Raw genomic sequence first — 15,868 nt, 5'->3', positions numbered from 1 at the left:
ACAGCCCTGCTGGAACCGCCGTGCACCGGCCAGGCCGGCGCGCTGCTCGCGTGCATGACACCGCGGCGCTGGTCGGCATCGGCGCGATGATCACGACGCTGACAAGCCTCGCTCTCGCCCGCCGACGCTCGTCCGAGACCAACCTGTAAGTCAGATGCACTCATCCCAACACTGGAGGTTCCATGCCCAAGGGCTACTGGGTCAGCGTCTACCGCACCATTTCAGATCCTGAGAAGCTGGCTGCTTACAACAAGCTGGCCCGCCTGGCCGTCGAGCCCGCGGGCGGCCGGACCATCGTCCGTGGCGGTCGGGTCGTGGCGCATGACGCCGGAATCGCCGAGCGCACCGTCCTGGTCGAGTTCGACAGCTTCGAGCAGGCCGTCGCGGCGCGCGAGAGTGCGGCCTACCAGGAGGCGCTGGTCGCCCTCTCCGACGGCGTCGAGCGCGACTTCCGCATCGTCGAAGGCATCGACTGACCGATGTCCTGGCCGGATGTCACGGTGGTTGATGCGTGCGTGCGGCGCGATGGCCGGGGCGGTAGCCCCAAGGCCGTCACCGACGACGACCCGGCGGCGACGGACGCGGACCGACGTGCGGTCGCTGCTGCGGCCGGCACCTCGCACGCGGCGTTCCTCGGCCCGGGGCGGACGCCGGACGGTGGCCGGCCGGTCCGGTTCTTCACCGCCACCGCCGAACTGTCCGGCTGCGGCCAGGCAACTGCAGGCCGCCGGCGTCCAGCTCGAACTCCTCACCGGCTCGCTCACCGGCATCTGCGACGGTATGGGCGCGATGTTCTTCGCCGTCCTGGCCGCCTCCGCGCAGATCGATCGCAACTACATCCGCAAGAAGACCCTCGAAGGCGAGCAGGCCGCCGCCAAGGGCAACCACGGCGGCCGCCCGGAGGTGATTGACGACGACATGCTCACCTTCGCCGTCGCGCTCAAGGCCAAAGGCACCCCGGTCCCCAAGATCGCCAAGAAGCTCACCATCAGGACCGGCAAGAACGCCGGCAGGAACCCGTCCGTCGCCTCGCTCTACCGCGCGCTCGCCGAGGCCTACTAGACCAAGATCATCCCATGGCCCGTTTGGGCCGTATCTGGGTCACACCCCTCCGTCGCCAGCATCTACCGGGCGCTCGCCGAGCACACCAAGCGCGAGGCGTACCCCAAAACCGTCGAGCAGGCCCACGCCGACTTCGCCGACCTCCAGGCTGGCGAAGTCCCCGGTCCCGCTTCGCTCTCCTGACCGAGCGTCATTCTGCTTACAGAGAGCTACAGCTGGTCCATGCTGCCCTCGGGCAGGTAGCGGCGGGGGAAGGCGATCCACTCGTCGTGCAGCTGGAAGCGGCTGCGCCCTGGCCGTTGCTGCGGCCGCCTCGGCACGCGACACGCACACCGCGGCCATGCCCGGGCCGCACACACGAAAAAGCGGTCCCTTCCGCAACTGCGCTTCAGGCGCGGGAAGCCGTCCGCCCATACCCGGCCGACGTGCTTCCCGGGCGCATGTCCCAACCCGCCATCCTCCGGGTCGCCTCAGAACCTCCCGGGGAACTTGACCGCCAAGAGGAGGTATCCGACCAGACAGACCGCGACGATTATCCCCACGACATGTTGGACGTCCACCGACACTCAGCTCCTCGGTCTTCCGGCGGCTGGCTGAAGCGTGACGCGCCGGGTCTCTCCAAGGAAAGCGGTTCGGCGACCGCCCCGCAACGTCCTGGCAGCTTGCCGACTCCGTTGCCGAGACCTGGCAGTGGCGAGTGCGGCGGTGAAGGCCTGCTGGGCTGCTACGGGATCACCTTCGCAGATTGGGCGTGCCCAGGGTGGCCATGATGTTGGACCCTGGGCTCCTTGACCGGCCTTACGGCGGCCACGGTGGCGACGAGCCCCACGGGGAGTGGACGCGCCGGTCCCCCTTCTCGTTCAGGCCAGGGCGAAGTACCGCAGCCACACATAGGCGAGGGCGATGGACACCGTCACGATCGTGACGACGAGGCCGTATTTGGTGAACTGCCAGAAGGAGATGGGCTGCCGGTTGCGTTCGGCGATGCCGAGGACGACGACGTTGGCGCTGGCGCCGATGGCGGTGGCGTTGCCGCCGAGGTCCGCGCCCAGGGCGAGCGCCCACCACAGGACGTGGTGGCCCGAGCCGCCCATGTCGTGGACCAGGTCACCGGTGATGGGTGCCATGGTGGCGACGTAGGGGATGTTGTCGACGATGCCGGACAGCACGGCGGAGCCGCCGAGCAGGGTCATCGAGCCGCCCAGTTCGTTACCCCCGATGGCCTTCGCGAGCTGCTTCGAGATCTCCCCGACGACCCCGGTGTCGATGAGACCGCCGATCATCACGAAGAGGCCGGCGAAGAACGCCAGCGTGGGCCACTCCACCTCGGCGAGCACCTCAGGCGTCTTGACCGTCGAGACGGCGATGAGCAGCCCGGCGCCGAGGAGGGCGACGATGCTGGGCTCGTAGTGCAGTACCGGATGCAGAACGAAGCCGGCCACCACCACGGCAAGGACGACCAGGCCCTGCACCAGCAGCCGCGGGTCCTTGATGGCCTCGCGCTCCTCCAGGGCCATGATGTCGGCGGCGCGTTCCTCGTCGTAGACGAACGACTTGCGGAACATGATCCGGCACAACAGCAGGAGGACGGCGACCAGAACGGCGGCCAGTGGGGCGAGGTGTACGAGGAAGTCGTTGAAGGTCAGGCCGGCCCGGCTGGCGATGATGATGTTCGGCGGGTCGCCGACCAGCGTCGCCGTGCCGCCGATGTTCGACGCGAGCACCTCGGCGATCAGGAACGGGGCGGCCGGCAGGGCCAGGCGCTCGCACACCAGCAAGGTCACCGGGGCGATCAGCAGGACCGTCGTCACGTTGTCGAGCAGAGCCGAGGCGAGCGCGGTGATGACGACCAGCATGCCCATCACCCGGAAGGGTTTCGCACGGGCACGCTTGACCGCCCAGATGGCCAGGTACTCGAACATGCCGGTCTTTCTCAGCACGCCGACGATCATCATCATGCCCATGAGCAGGAAGATGACGTTCCAGTCGATGCCGGAGTCCTCGGAGTAGAAAGCCGAGACGTCGTCGGTCGCGCCGATCGCCAGCATCAGGCCCGCGCCGCCGAGGGCGACGGCGACGCGGTGGATCTTCTCGCTGATGATCAGGACATAGGCCCCTACGAAGACGACGATCGCCGCCCAGCTGTGCCAGTCGTTCACGGTCCTCCAGTACGTCGTTCCTAGTGGGCTCGAGCCGTCGGCATCGCCGTGCCTTCGCGGTCACCGGTGTGAGGGTGGTCCTGGGTATCGTCGTCGGGGAGGCCGACGAGGTCCTCCACGTCGAACATGCGGGCGATCGGTACGTCGGTGGAGCTGTGGGCGACGATCGAGAACGCGATGCACACCGCGATCAGCGTGTACGCCTCCTCGGCCTGCGGGATGCCGGACTGGAGCACCAGCAGACCGTAGACCACGGACGCGAAGCCCTTCGGGCCGAACCACGCCGCGGTGAGCTTCTCCCGCCGGGTGAAGCGGGTGCCGACCAGGGAGATCAGCAGCGACGTCGGCCGGATCAGCGCGATGGCCAGCACAAGCGCCACGTACCCGCCGAACGGAAGGTCGCCGAAAAGGTGAGGGGTGAGCAGCGCGCCGAACACCAGTAGCGCCGTGAACTTCGCCAGCTCCGCCAGCGCCTCGCCGAGTGGTCCGAACGCCTTCTTCGCCTCCGGGGAGACGGCGGCCAGCAGCGCTCCGGCCGAGAACGCCGCAAGGTAGGGGTTGGCGTGGGTGAGGTGGCAGGTGGCGTACAGGATGATGCCGGTGGCCAGCGGCAGCAGGGGCTGGAGCTTGGGCTCGGCGCCCAGCAGCCGGAACCGGACCAGCCCGTTGACGAGCAGCGGCAGCGCCACACCGAACACGAGGCCCAGCAGCAGCTCCAGGGCGATCTTCCCGAACGACGCCTCGTCCCCGTGGCCGGCGGCAGGCCCGGCCGCCGCGATCAGCAACAGCACCACCGGCAGGGCGAGACCGTCGTTGACTCCGCTCTCCACGTTCAGCAGCTCACGCAGCTTGGCCGGCACCTCCTTGCGGCCCACGATCGCCGAGGCGAACACCGGGTCCGTCGGTGCCAGCACCGCGCCGACCAGGAACGACGTCGTCCAGTCGAGGCCCACCAGGAAGTGGGTGAGCAGCGCCATGAACACGAACGCCAGCGGCATGCCGAGGCCCAGCGCCCGTGCCGGGTTTCGCCAGTTCGCCCGCAGTTTGCCGAACGAGACGTGCATGCCGTCGGTGAACAGCACCGCGAAGAGGGCCAGGTCGGCCGTAACGGAGACGATCTCGCTGTCCGGCGTGATGTGGATCAGCCCGAGGAAACCGTCGCTGACCAGGGCTCCGCCGGCCAGGAAGAGAAAGGAAGTGGAGAGCACGGTACGGGCGGCCAGGCCCGACAACAGCACCGCCGCCAGGAGCGCGACGCCAAACACCACTACCAGCACCATGACGGGCCCCCGATCGGAAAGAGAGTTCTCCTCACTTCGCCGACCAGGCTTCCCGGCACACCGCAGGAAACTTTACATGTCCTTGACGCGTCTCCAACAGGCTGCCTGCGGGCACGCCGGAACGTCTCCCGTTGCCGGTGCCCGGCAACGACTCTTCCGGCTCAGCCGGCGCTCGCGGCGAGCAGGCGCTCCAGCAGATTGGAAGCGGTGATCACGCCGAGGAGACGGGTGCCGGCAGCTGCCTGATCCACCACGGCCACCAGCGGGCTGCGAAGTTGTGCCATCTGCGCGGCGATCTCCAGCGCGGTGTCGTCGGGCGCAGCGACCACCGGGGCTGGAGTCGTCTTGGACAGGCAGTCGCGTACCTTGCGGCCCGCCAGTGCCTCGCAGAGCCGGTCGGCGTGGCGCTCGTCGACGACCGCCGCGAGGGTGGGGTCGTCGATGACGTACTGCGGAACCAGGACCTTGACCATCTGGGAGGCGGGCAGGATCGCCTTCGGCGCGCCGCTGGCATCCACGACCAGCAACGCGGGCAACCGGTGCTCGACCATCAACCGCGCAGCGTCGAGGGCATCGCTGTCGAGGCCGACCGTCTCGTACTCCACCGCCAAGTCACGCGCTCGCACAACCGGCTCCTGTTCCCCGTCATACCGTCCCCGGGCGGGTGTCCCCGCGGACCGGCCGCCTGTACGGGGCACGATACCGCCGGCCCGCTCGCAGAGCGCCGCCCGCCGAGGACTCGTCCTCCTCCAACTCGCGCCAGAAGGCGTTGTGGTACGCGTGCGCCCTGCGGGGCTGCCTCACGGACACCGCGCGTGGCGGCCGTGTCGATCAGCAGGCTGTCCCTGCTCGCCGCCATGCGCCGGTCTCGACGTGCCAGCACGACGGTGGTGACGGCCACGATCAGTATGCAGACGCACAGCGGGACAAGGAACGCATCATGGCTGCTCCGGGTTGTCAGCGGCGTGCCGTCCTCGCGGATGGGTGAACACCGGGCGGGGGTCGGTGGCGCGGGCGATGGCGGCCTCGACGGCGGCCACGCGGTCGGCGAGGAGACCGAGGGCGTTGACCGCCCGGACGAGCGGGTCCTCCTCGGGGCCGCCGAGGGTTTGCGTGCGGACGTACGCCGCCTTCACTTCCGCCCAGCGTTCTGCCTGGGCCGGGGCGAGGGTGCCGCGCAGTTCGGCGAGTTTCAGCAGGTTGGCCTCGGCGCCGGCGGTCAGCGTCTGGGCCTCGGCGGTGAAGTGGTCGTCGATGACGGCGGCGACCTCGGCATCGTTCATGACCGGCCGGACGCGCTGGGCGATCTTGTTCATGGTGCGGTAGGAGCCCTGGAGCCGGAACGGCGGCTCGGTGCGGCTGGCGGCGGACTGCCCCGCGGAGGCGATGTAGGCAGCGTTCACCGCGAGGACCGTCTCGCGTATCCGCAGCAGATGCCGCATCACCGTCACAATCTGCTCCGCCTCCGCAGCCCCGTAGGGGTGCGTCAGCCGATCCTCGCGGGCCGTGGGGTCGCCCTCGGCGAGGCGGACGAACAGGTCGAGGTCGGCTCGGTCGCGCCCGGCCAGCGGGGCGAGCACCGGGTTCGAGGTGAGCGCGTTCTCCAGGAAGCTGTGCGCGAAGGCGTCCTCCTTGCCGGTGAGGACATCGCCGAGGTTCCACACGTCGGCGCGGTTGGCGAGCATGTCGGGCACCTGGAAGCGGGCCCCGGACTCGGTGTAGGGGTTGCCGGCCATGCAGACGGCGAAGCGTTTGCCGCGCAGGTCGTAGGTGCGCGGTTCGCCGTCCCACACGCCGTCGATACGGCGGGTGGCATCGCACAGCGGGATGAACTTCTGCAGCAGTTCGGGGGAGGTGTGCTGGATGTCGTCCAGGTACAGGAGGGTGTTGGTGCCGGCCGCGAGCGCGAAGTTGATCTTTTCGATCTCCTGGCGGGCGGTGGCGTTCGGGGCCTCGACCGGGTCGAGCGAGGTGACGGTGTTGCCGAGTGCCGGGCCGCTGACCTTCACCAGCATCAGCCCGAGCCGGTCGGCGACGTACTCGATCAGTGTCGTCTTGCCGTAGCCGGGCGGGGAGACAAGCAGCAGCAGTCCGCCGGTGTCGGTGCGCTTGGTCTCGCCGGTGGTGCCGAGTTGCCTGGCGAGGCTGTCGCCGACCAGGGGCAGGTACACCTCGTCTATGAGGCGGCCCCGCACGAAGGACGCCAGTGAGCGCGGGCGGTGGTCGTCCAGCCGCAGCCGCGCGCGCTCGGCCGCCACCAGCGCGGTGCGGCGGCGCTGGTGGGCGCGGAAGGCCGGGACGTCGTCCTCGGCGAAGCGACCGGTGCGGGCGAGGAACTCGTCGACGCGGAGGTGCAGTCGGCGGTCGGTGATGCGCGGATGCGTGCCGAGCAGGCCCTCGACGACCGTCGCGGGTGTGACGTCGGACAGGCGGCGGGGCAGGCCGGGGCAGAGCTCGGCGGCCACCGCCTCGGCCAGGTCGCCGGGGGTGACGTCCCGACCGGTGGCCGAGACGAACGCCGACAACCAGGCCTCGGCGAGCTGGTGGCGCGCGGCGAGGTCGTCCACGGCGGCCAGGTCCTCGTCGAAGGCCAACCCGTCGACCGTGCGTCGGAAGTCGTCCAGCAGAGTGCGGGTGGCGGCGGCGAGGACGAAGGCTTCCGGTCCCGTCGCGAGTTCCTCGAACAGGTACTCGGCGGCGGGGTGGTCGTGTTCGCCGCCGACGGCATCCGCCAGCTCGCGCTGGAGGTCGGCGATCGCGGGCGCGAGGCCGAAGGTCTCCCGAGCACGGGCCAGGGACACCGCGCGCCGGGTCCACCCGGCGCGCTGGTCCGCGGTGGTGCCGTGGGCCCAGAACAGCTGAGCGGCGGCCCGCGCCGCGGGTTCGTGGCGCAGTGGGCCGGCATTCCCGTACAGGGCAGCAGGGCGGTGAGGATCAGCGTCGCGTCATGGTCGTGGACTCCGCGCTCGTAGCCCTCGTCGTACGCCTCCTGCGCCGCCGCGCTGACGAGTGCGGGCAGGTCGCCGGCGTCCGCGAGGGCGGCCGCACCGTGTTCGCGCAGCAGGCGGGCGGCGAGGTGTTCGGCGCGGTACACCCGCGGTGACTCGGACGGCACGTGCCGGTTCCCGTAAGCGCGGGCGTCGTCGAGGCCGGGGTCGGTGACCGGGCAGCGGTAGTCGGTGCCTGTCAGGGCGAAGGCGAGGCCGTCGCCGTGCGGCACGAGGGTGAGATCGAGGGCCTGGGTGGTGACGGCGAACCGGTGGGAGCCCAGGCGGATCGTGCGGCCGCCGTCGGCGTACAGGTCACTGCGGTCGCGCAGCGCGCGGGCCGCCTCCTGGCGGGCCGACTTCAGACGGCCGTCCAGTTCCTCCGCCCTGACGCTGTCGCCGAGTTCGCGCAGCTCGTCGGCCATGCGGCGGACCTTGGCGACCATGGGATCGGAAGCGAAGTAGGTGCTGACCGCGTCGTCATCCACGAGCGTGGCGGCACGCCGGGCGATCGTCGCCAGAACGCGGCCGGCGGAGTCCGAGAGCTGCTCGGCGCGACGCGCCCGGGTGTCGAGGAGGTTCTGTTTGCGGCCGGTGAACGCCTCGTACACCTTCGCGCGCCGGGCGGAGAGCTCGGCCAGGAAGTCGTCGAACTCCGCGAAGCGGGACTCCAGGTCCTCCAGCCGCGCCAGTACGAAGGCCTGTTGTTCGTCGCACTCCCCGGGCGTGCCCGCGGCCGCGAGCGCGCCGGTGATGTTCTGGCCGAGCAGGGCGAACTCGGCGGCGAACTCGGCGCGTGCCTCGCGGTCGCGCAGGGTGCGGCGCCGGGCGCCGAGGAGAGCGCGGGCACGGTTGACTCCGCCGAGCACGTCGGCGGTGCGCACGAGGACCGATGTGCGCACGGTGGCATCGGCGATGTCGAGGCCGGAGACGACCTCGGTGACCGTGCGCAGCTGCTCGGCGAGGTCGTCGAGCCGGGCCTCCAGGGGCGCGGCCTGGGCCAGTGCGGTGATCGCCTCGACGTCGGCGACGAGCTGCTGAAGGTCCTGCTGGTGCTCGGCGAAGGCGTCCTCGCGGCTCAGGAACGCGACGGCCCGCTGTCCGAGGGCCGCGAGATCGGCGTCCGCCTGGGCGGCGAGCTCATCGATCCGGATCGTGTCGGCGTACCGCAGGTCCTTCAGGGTCAGCAGATGGCCTTGGGCGCGCCGCAGTTCGGTCAGCCCGCTCACCCAGGCTGACGCGTCACGCGGGGCCTCGCCGCGCAGCCGCCGTACCACCGCCGCCAGTGCTTCGGCGGTCCGGTCGACCGCGTCGGTCGCCTGCTGTGTCAGCGCCCGCACGGTCGCGAACTCGGCCAGCACCTGCCCGGCCGTCTCCCGGACCGCCTCCAGCGGGGTGTGCAGGTCGCCGAGTTCCGTCGCGCCCAGCCAGTGGTGGGTGTCTGCGGCGCGAACGCAGGCCGAGACCAGAGCCGAGTACACCTCACCGGTCGGGGTCGTTTCCACAACCGCGCGGGCCAGGGACAGACAGTCTGCGATGCCACGGACGAGGTCGGCGTTGCCGACGCGGGCCAGCGCGCCCTCGCCCGCGGGAAGGGCGGCCGCGTACGTATCCGAGACGTAGGGGGAGGCCCACAGCTGCAGCGGGTGCACACGTGCCGGCTCACCGCCGTCCGCCCGCAGCACCACCAGGGTGCCGTCGTCGAAGCACGCCCAGCCCGAACAGGACATCGGGGTGGCGACTTCCTCGCGGATCGTGTTGTACGACAGCAGCAGGCAGCGTGCCTCGGTCCGGGAGCGGAAGGCATACAGCACGTCCTCGCCGTACGGCGAGCGCACCTCGGCCTCGAACTCCAGCCCGCGCGTGTCGAGGTCGAAGGTCTTGTGCGTCCCCGTGGTGAGGCAGTAGCCGCCGGGGAAGACGATGCCCTGGTCGTCGGGCAGCCGGCGGCACGCCTGCCCGATGCCGTCGAGACGGACGACCGTCCGCGTGAGGGTGTTGAAGACCAGGTACCGCTCGGTGTCCTCCTTGTAGGGCAGGATCCGCAGCACGATCAGGTCGCCCACGCGCGCGTGGGCGACCTCGGCGTCGGCGATGGACTGGAGCGGCTCGTTCACGGGCTCGTCGTACAGCTTGTCGCCGTCATTCGTGCACACCGTCAGCGTGCCGCCGACGGTCGACACCAGGACCTCGCCCTGGACGCGCACGTACGGGCGGGAGCCGAGGACGTGGTCCTCACGGGTGGCCTCGGTCCAGTCGAAGTCGTGTGAGGGCGGGAACGTGTCGTCGCGCTCGCCGCGTGCGTCGAGGAACGCCACCTGCCCGTCGGCGCCGATCGCCCAGCGCAGGACCCGGATGTCGCCGGCCTTCTCGCCGGTCTGGAAGACGGCCAGCAGCCGGTCACCGACACGGCGGAGCCGGAGCAGGCGGCCCTGCCGGTAGTAGCGGTGCAGCGCGGTGAACTCCCGCACGAACTCGGCGTCGTCGAGCAGGCCGGGCACGGTGCTCTCCGGCAGCGCCTTCAGGTCGCGGTCGCGGAGGGCGAGAACGTCGCCGACGGCAGGCTCTGTCCGCAGTCCCGCGGCGTCGCTGCCGCCAAAGAGCAGCCGGTCGCCGACGGACACCAGGTCGCGGAGAACGGCGGCACGCTCTACGCGCAGGTGCTCGGTGCCGATCAGTTCCAGCCGGACCGAGCCGAACTCCTCGGTGCGGCGGGCGTTGAGTGCTTCGGCGCGGCGGGCGAGTTCGGCCGCCTGTGCGGTGAGCCGGTCGCGCAGCACCTCGTACGTGCCGGTGTCGACGGCGTCGTACGAGCCCGTCTCCAGGACGGTTGCCATGGATCGTGCGTCCTTCCCTCGGGGCGTGGTGCGTGGTGCCGGAGCTGCCGTCCCCTGTGCGGCAGCTCCGGCACCACCTGGTCCTGGTCAGACCCTGGACGCGCCGTTGAGGGCGGTGAGCGGGGTGTCGGCCAGGCCGAGTTCGCCCGCCTTGTCGAGGAGCTGCTGGAGGTGTCCGGCGTTCGTGCCGCCCGATTTCATCAGCCGCATCAGCAGGGCGGAGACGGTGAGGTTCTGCACGTCGGCCGTCGAGACCGAGCCCAGGATGCGGGCGAGGTCGTCGGTGAAGCTGGAGGTGCCGTCCAGCCAGGGCTTCGCCAGCGTCTGCGCGGTCTCGGAGTGCTGTACGAAGGCGTCGACGCCCTTGCCGAGCGCGATCGAGCCGACCAGCTTGTCGAAGAAGACCGATTCGCCGCCGACGATGTTGATGTCGGCGTTCTCCAGACCGGTGGCGAGAACCGTGGCCTGCGCCTCGGCGATCTGCCGCTGCACGTCCAGTCCGGCCAGCCGGATGTCCTTCTCCGCCTCCAGCCGCAGCCGGTACTCTTCGTGGCCGCGGGACGCTTCGTCCAGGGCGGCCATGGCGGCGGCCTTCTCGGTGAGACCGGCGGCCTCCGCCTTGAGCCTCTCGCCGATCGCCTCGGCCTGGGCGAGGGCCTTGGCCCGCACGCCCTCGGCTTCCGCCCGCAGCCGTGCCTCGGTCGCTTCCGCCTCGGCGCGGCCGGCCTTCTCGATGACCTCGGCCTCCTTGTCGCGGACCTGGACGGCGGCCAGTCCCCCGGCGGCGGCCTCCGCCTGGACGCCCTCGGCGAGCTTCAGCTTGGCCTGCGCGTCGAGGTCGGCCGTCTTCAACCGCGCCTCCGCCAGAGTCACTTCCTCTGCGGCGCGGTGGGTGGCGGCCTGCTCGGCGGCCTCCGCGGCCTTGATGTCCTTGACCAGCTTCTGCTGTGCCTCCGCCTCGGCGGCGATGACCACGGCCTGGCGCTGCCGCTCGGCCTCCTCGACCGCGCGGAGCCTCTTGATGGCCTCCTCCTGCTCGGCGACCGTGCGGTCCACGGCGACCCGCTCGCGGATGACCTCGGCGATCTCCCGCTTCTCCGCCTCGACCTCCTTCTCCGCGGCGATCTGCGTCAGCCGGGTCTCCCGCTCGCGTGCAATGACCTCCAGCTGGCGGTCCTTCTCGATGCGCTCGTTCTCCACGGCGATGACCCGCTCGCGGTTCTTCTGCGCGACGGCGACCTCGCGGGTCTGGTTCTCGCGCTGGACGCCGAGCTGCTCCTCGGTCCGCAGGAACGCGGACTGGGCACGCAGCCGCTCCTCCTCCATCACCCGCGCGGTCTCGGCCTCCTCGCGGGCGCGGGACGTATCGATCTCCCGGCGCTGCTTGATCTCGGCGTCCGCCTGACGGCGCTCCAGCTCCAGGATGGCCTCGCGGGCGTCGACGTTCTGCCGGGTGATCTCCTTCTCCTCGGTGCGCTGGTACTCGTTGGTGCGCACATGCTCGATCGTGGTCAGCTCGGTGATCTTCCGGATGCCCTGGGCGTCGAGCACGTTGGCGGGGTCGAGCTGGGTGAGCGGTGTCTGCTCCAGGTAGTCGATCGCCGCGTCCTCCAGGTGGTAGCCGTTGAGGTCGACACCGATCAACTCGATGATCTTGTAGCGGAGTTCCTCGCGCTGGGTGTAGAGGTCGGTGAAGTCCATCTGTTTGCCGACGGTCTTCAGCGCCTCGGAGAACTTCGCGTGGAACAGCTCCTGCAGGGTCCGCTGGTCGCTCGCCCGCTGGGTGCCGACGGCCTGGGCCACCTTGATGACGTCCTCCACGGTCTTGTTGACCTTGACGAAGAACGAGATACGGATGTCGGCGCGGATGTTGTCCCGGCAGATCAGCCCTTCCTTGCCGGCCCGGGTGATCTCGATCGTCTTCACCGAGATGTCCATCACCTCGGCCTTGTGCAGCACCGGCAGCACGACCTGCCCGGTGAAGGTCACGTCGACCTTGCGCATCTTGGAGACGATTAGCGCCTTGCCCTGCTCCACCTTGCGGAACAGCCGGGAAACGAGCAGCAGTACGACGGCGACGACGAGGAGGAAGGCGGCTGCGAGCACGCCGATGACAGTCATGGCATACGTCCTTGAGGCGAGGCGGCGGTCGACGAGACAGGCGCGCGTTAGTGAACGGTGCACTGCTTCGGTGCGGGTTCCGGTGCCGGGGCACCTGCCGGTGTCCGGCACCGAAACCCTCCGCAGTGCTCCCCGCGAGTCATGATGAGCGCTGGGGGAAGGTCCGCGCATTGCCGATGTCCGGCAGTGTTCACTAGGGTCTGCATGCCGGTGACCCGCTAAGAAGACGTCATCGGCGCGTCAAGATCCTGGGGGCGGCGTGACGGGGCGGGACATTCCCGAGCAGTATCTGGACGGCTATGCCCGCATCCTGGCCGAGGTCTCGGCAACGGGCCGCCGCCTCACCCGCGAAGAGATCGAGTCCCGGCGGGCCCTGGGCGAGCAGGCAGCGGAAGCCGGTTACGGGCTGCGGGCCCTCGTCAGCGCCCACCTGACCGCCGCACGCGCCGTCCGGTCACACAGCCCCGTCACGGCCGACAGCACCCTGGCCGCCGTGCAGCAGGTGATAGACGCTTTCGCCGAGGGCTACGAACGCGCCCAGCGCCTCGCCGTGCGTCAGGAGGAGGCCGCCCGCCGGGAGTTCATCGACGACCTGCTCTACGGCCGCAGCGACCTCGGCCGCCTCGCCGAACGCGCCGAACGCTTCGGGCTGCGTCTCTCGCACGCCCACGCCGTCGCCGTCGCGGAAGGCCCGGTGGCCTACGACGAGGGGGCCACGGTCGCCCGGCAGGTGGAGCAGGCGCTGCTGGCCCGCTTCGGCAACCGCAACGTCCTGCTCACCACGAAGGAGGGCCGACTGCTGTGTATAGCCCCCGGCCACGAGGACGAGGTCCTCCCCTACTTCGCCAAGCAGGCCCACGCCGCCACCGACGGCGGCACGGTGGCCATCGGCCGCCCGCAGCCCGGCCCCGGTGGGGTCGTCCAGTCCTACGAGGAAGCCCTGAACACCCTCGAACTGGCCGAGCGGCTGGGCCTGGACGAGCCGGTACTACGCGCCGCCGACCTGCTCGTCTACCCCGTCCTGGCCCGCGACCGGCAGGCCATGGCCGACCTCGTCCTCAGCACCCTCGGCCCGCTCACCACAGCCCGCGGCGGCGCCGAGCCGCTCCTCGACACGCTCACCGCCTACTTCGACTCCGGCTGCGTCGCCGCCGAGGCAGCGCGCCGCCTCTCCCTCAGCGTCCGGGCCATGACCTACCGCCTGGAACGCATCCACAAACTCACCGGCGCCAACCCCGCCGACCCGGCGCACCGCTACATGCTGCAGACCGCGGTGATCGGCGCCCGGTTGCTCGAGTGGCCGGCCAAAAACCTTTGACCAGTCACGTCGGAGTCTGAGCCCTGCCTCATGGGCCGCGACGACTCCCGTAACGGCCGACCCACGCGACATCCGCGCCGTCAGGGCCGAGCCGGCTCGCTCTCGGGCAGCCGCGCGCAGCGTGGCAGCAAAATCCTCGGCACGGGAGAGCTGGATGCGCAGCTTCTCCACCTGCTCCGCCGCGGTCCGCTCCTACGCACGCACACGCTCAAGGAGCGCCTCGCGCTCATCCACGACCAGTTCTCCCCCGCGTCCAGCCGGTCGGTGGGGTAGTGGAGGTGGCGGCCACCGATGACGAAACCGCCTTCGCATCCAGGCGTTGCTCGCCGCACGGTGCGCCATCGCACCGGCGGACCGTACGACCCGCGAACCAGGCGAGCCAGGCGTACGGCTGCGCTGCTACGTGAACCTCCACCCCGAGCCGACCTCGTAGCCCTGCGAGACGCGGGACCTCAGTGAGGCCGCACCCTTCGGCGGCCGCACCGGCCGGTCGTTCGATCCGAATCGGAAGCTGGCCTCGTTTCCTCGCCCGGAGATACACCGTACCCGGCACCCGTCAACGGCCGGTACAGCCCCTTCGCCACCCAGGCCCGCGCGGATGACCGCCGCCCTGCCCCAAGCCCCGGAAGATCAGCCAGGACCGCGAACTACGGGCCGAACAGGCACTGCACCCCGTTTGTGAGCGGAACCCCGATGGAAGTGGCGAACTGCGCGAAGTGGGCCAACTCGGGTAAACCCTGGAATGACAGATCGCCAGTCACGTGGGGACGTCGCGAGGCAGGACTGGTTCGTGCGTGCCCGCGTCCGCATCAGCAAAGAACACCACTCCATCTCGCTGGAGCTGAAGCCGAGAACTTTCCGGCCCGGAGAGGAAGTGGAGATGGTGAAGTGGGGGCGGGCGGGCCAGGAGGTCGATGCGGACTCATGGTGGACGACGAACCAATACATCCCCGCAGCTCACACCATCCCGGCCAACAAGCTCGAGGTCCTTGTGTGCTCGAAGAACGGCGGCCCGAGGCCGGCGCTTAAAGCAACGCCGTGAGCATTGTGCTGGTGCTTCCGGCTTGCGCACACGCACGTGCAGGCCCGGGCGCACTGCCGACCCGGGCGGGTGAGGTGATTGTGCAGGGCGAGGACCTGGGCGCGTGGGTGAGCGCGCAGCGCGCGGAAGCTGACTTCCGCTGTGACGGCCATGGCGAGGCGATGCCCTGGAGGTCAACGCCCTGCCAGGCCTGACGGCGACGAGCCTGCTGCCACGCGCGGCGGCCGGCGCCGGCTGGTCCCATCCTCACCTGGTCCAGCGCATCGTCGACCTAGCCGATCCGGTCCGGCTTCCATCGCTTGCTGTTCGGCGGTAACGCGGCCTCGGCACCGGTAGGTGGCGTTGGGTGCCGACAAACGGTCATCCCACAGCCGGTCAACCAGGACCGGGGCCGTCACCTGGCCATCGATATTCTCCCGCTGGCTGATGAGTAGAAGGTCCGCCAGATCGCGGAAGCGGCTGGAAGGCGGCCCGCGAGTAGCCTAACCACCCTGGATCACCATTCGTTGGCAGACCTCCAGTGTTGCCTTTTCGTGACTGGTGCCAGGTCAGGCCGTGACGGTATGGGTGTCCGTGCCGCTGGAATTGGCGAAGTCCGCGCTGCCGGTGTAGGCGACGGTGATGGGTTGGGTGCCAACGTTCAAGGAGCTGATGGCTGTGCTGGCGGTCCCGTTGACGAGGGGGAGGGTGACGGGGGAGCGTTTGCCGATGGTGAAGGTGACGGAGCCGGTGGGGGTGCCCGCTCCCGGTGGGACGGCTGTGACGGTCGCCGTCACGGTTACCTCCTGTCCCGGACGCGACGGGTCCGGGGAGGAAACGACCGTGGTGGCTGACAGTGCCCGGTTCACGGTGTGCGGGTCGGTTCCACTGGACCCGGCGAAGCTGTTGCTGCCGGTGTAGGTGGCAGTGACGGTGAAGAGGCCGCTGGACCTGCTGGTGTAAGGGCGGGTGACGGTTGCGGCGCCGCCTGTCAAGGTGGCCGCGACCGGTGTGGTGCCATCCCCGAAATCAAAGGTGATCGTCCCGGTGGGAGTGCCCGCCCCCGGGGCGACGGGCACGACG

At 70.2% G+C, this 15,868-nt stretch carries 12 protein-coding genes and 1 pseudogene; 7 read left to right on the top strand and 6 right to left on the bottom strand.

All coding sequences use genetic code 11. From position 1 onward, the window contains the following. Window positions 1–182: 182 nt before the first annotated feature. The 3 genes from ACF1GV_RS37915 to ACF1GV_RS37905 are packed head-to-tail and all read left to right on the top strand — an operon-like array spanning window position 183 to window position 1,062. Complete coding sequence (locus tag ACF1GV_RS37915; protein ID WP_391690645.1) at window positions 183–476, top strand: DUF1330 domain-containing protein; 294 nt, start codon at window positions 183–185, stop codon at window positions 474–476. Between the two features lie 3 nt (window positions 477–479). Then, window positions 480–911, top strand: a complete 432-nt coding sequence (locus ACF1GV_RS37910; RefSeq protein WP_391690642.1) for a PhzF family phenazine biosynthesis protein — start codon at window positions 480–482, stop codon at window positions 909–911. Next, on the top strand, window positions 904–1,062 hold the full coding sequence (locus tag ACF1GV_RS37905) for a hypothetical protein (RefSeq protein ID WP_391690640.1): 159 nt from the start codon (window positions 904–906) through the stop codon (window positions 1,060–1,062). Before ACF1GV_RS37910 ends, ACF1GV_RS37905 begins: the two co-directional genes overlap by 8 nt. 860 nt (window positions 1,063–1,922) lie before the next feature. Here the strand turns inward: ACF1GV_RS37905 and ACF1GV_RS37900 are convergent. The 5 genes and pseudogenes from ACF1GV_RS37900 to ACF1GV_RS37880 all read right to left on the bottom strand — a co-directional run bounded on the left by ACF1GV_RS37900 (window position 1,923) and on the right by ACF1GV_RS37880 (window position 12,446). Continuing rightward, window positions 1,923–3,221 (bottom strand): SLC13 family permease, encoded by a 1,299-nt coding sequence (locus tag ACF1GV_RS37900; RefSeq protein WP_391690637.1) that lies wholly within the window; start codon window positions 3,219–3,221, stop codon window positions 1,923–1,925. 20 nt (window positions 3,222–3,241) lie between these two features. After that, window positions 3,242–4,501: a cation:proton antiporter gene (locus ACF1GV_RS37895; RefSeq protein ID WP_391690634.1), complete on the bottom strand. Its 1,260-nt coding sequence runs from the start codon at window positions 4,499–4,501 to the stop codon at window positions 3,242–3,244. 161 nt (window positions 4,502–4,662) lie between these two features. Next, a complete protein-coding gene (locus ACF1GV_RS37890; protein ID WP_391690632.1) occupies window positions 4,663–5,127 on the bottom strand; it encodes a CBS domain-containing protein in 465 nt (154 codons plus the stop codon). Between the two features lie 312 nt (window positions 5,128–5,439). Further along, window positions 5,440–10,325 (bottom strand): annotated as a pseudogene (locus ACF1GV_RS37885) (DNA repair ATPase). A gap of 87 nt (window positions 10,326–10,412) precedes the next feature. Next, window positions 10,413–12,446, bottom strand: a complete 2,034-nt coding sequence (locus ACF1GV_RS37880) for an SPFH domain-containing protein (protein WP_391690629.1) — start codon at window positions 12,444–12,446, stop codon at window positions 10,413–10,415. Window positions 12,447–12,705: 259 nt separating this feature from the next. On the opposite strand from ACF1GV_RS37880, the gene ACF1GV_RS37875 reads away from it, so the two are divergent. The 4 genes from ACF1GV_RS37875 (at window position 12,706) to ACF1GV_RS37860 (ending at window position 15,122) form a co-directional block, all read left to right on the top strand. Next, window positions 12,706–13,764, top strand: a complete 1,059-nt coding sequence (locus ACF1GV_RS37875) for a PucR family transcriptional regulator (protein ID WP_391690627.1) — start codon at window positions 12,706–12,708, stop codon at window positions 13,762–13,764. 319 nt (window positions 13,765–14,083) lie between these two features. Beyond that, window positions 14,084–14,197 carry a DUF6207 family protein gene (locus tag ACF1GV_RS37870; protein WP_391690624.1) on the top strand — a complete coding sequence of 38 codons (114 nt, stop codon included), beginning with the start codon at window positions 14,084–14,086 and terminating at the stop codon, window positions 14,195–14,197. Between the two features lie 357 nt (window positions 14,198–14,554). Beyond that, window positions 14,555–14,806 (top strand): hypothetical protein, encoded by a 252-nt coding sequence (locus ACF1GV_RS37865; protein ID WP_391690621.1) that lies wholly within the window; start codon window positions 14,555–14,557, stop codon window positions 14,804–14,806. Window positions 14,807–14,972: 166 nt separating this feature from the next. Then, a complete protein-coding gene (locus ACF1GV_RS37860; RefSeq protein WP_391690725.1) occupies window positions 14,973–15,122 on the top strand; it encodes a hypothetical protein in 150 nt (49 codons plus the stop codon). Between the two features lie 232 nt (window positions 15,123–15,354). Here ACF1GV_RS37860 and ACF1GV_RS37855 read toward each other — a convergent pair. Next, window positions 15,355–15,868, bottom strand: a 514-nt coding sequence (locus ACF1GV_RS37855; protein ID WP_391690618.1) for an Ig-like domain repeat protein, incomplete at its 5' end; no start/stop codon positions are given.

Source organism: Streptomyces sp. NPDC014006 (assembly GCF_043088925.1).
Classification (GTDB): domain Bacteria; phylum Actinomycetota; class Actinomycetes; order Streptomycetales; family Streptomycetaceae; genus Streptomyces.
Note: the sequence above shows the minus strand (reverse complement) of the source record. Positions and strands in the feature narration are given on the sequence as shown.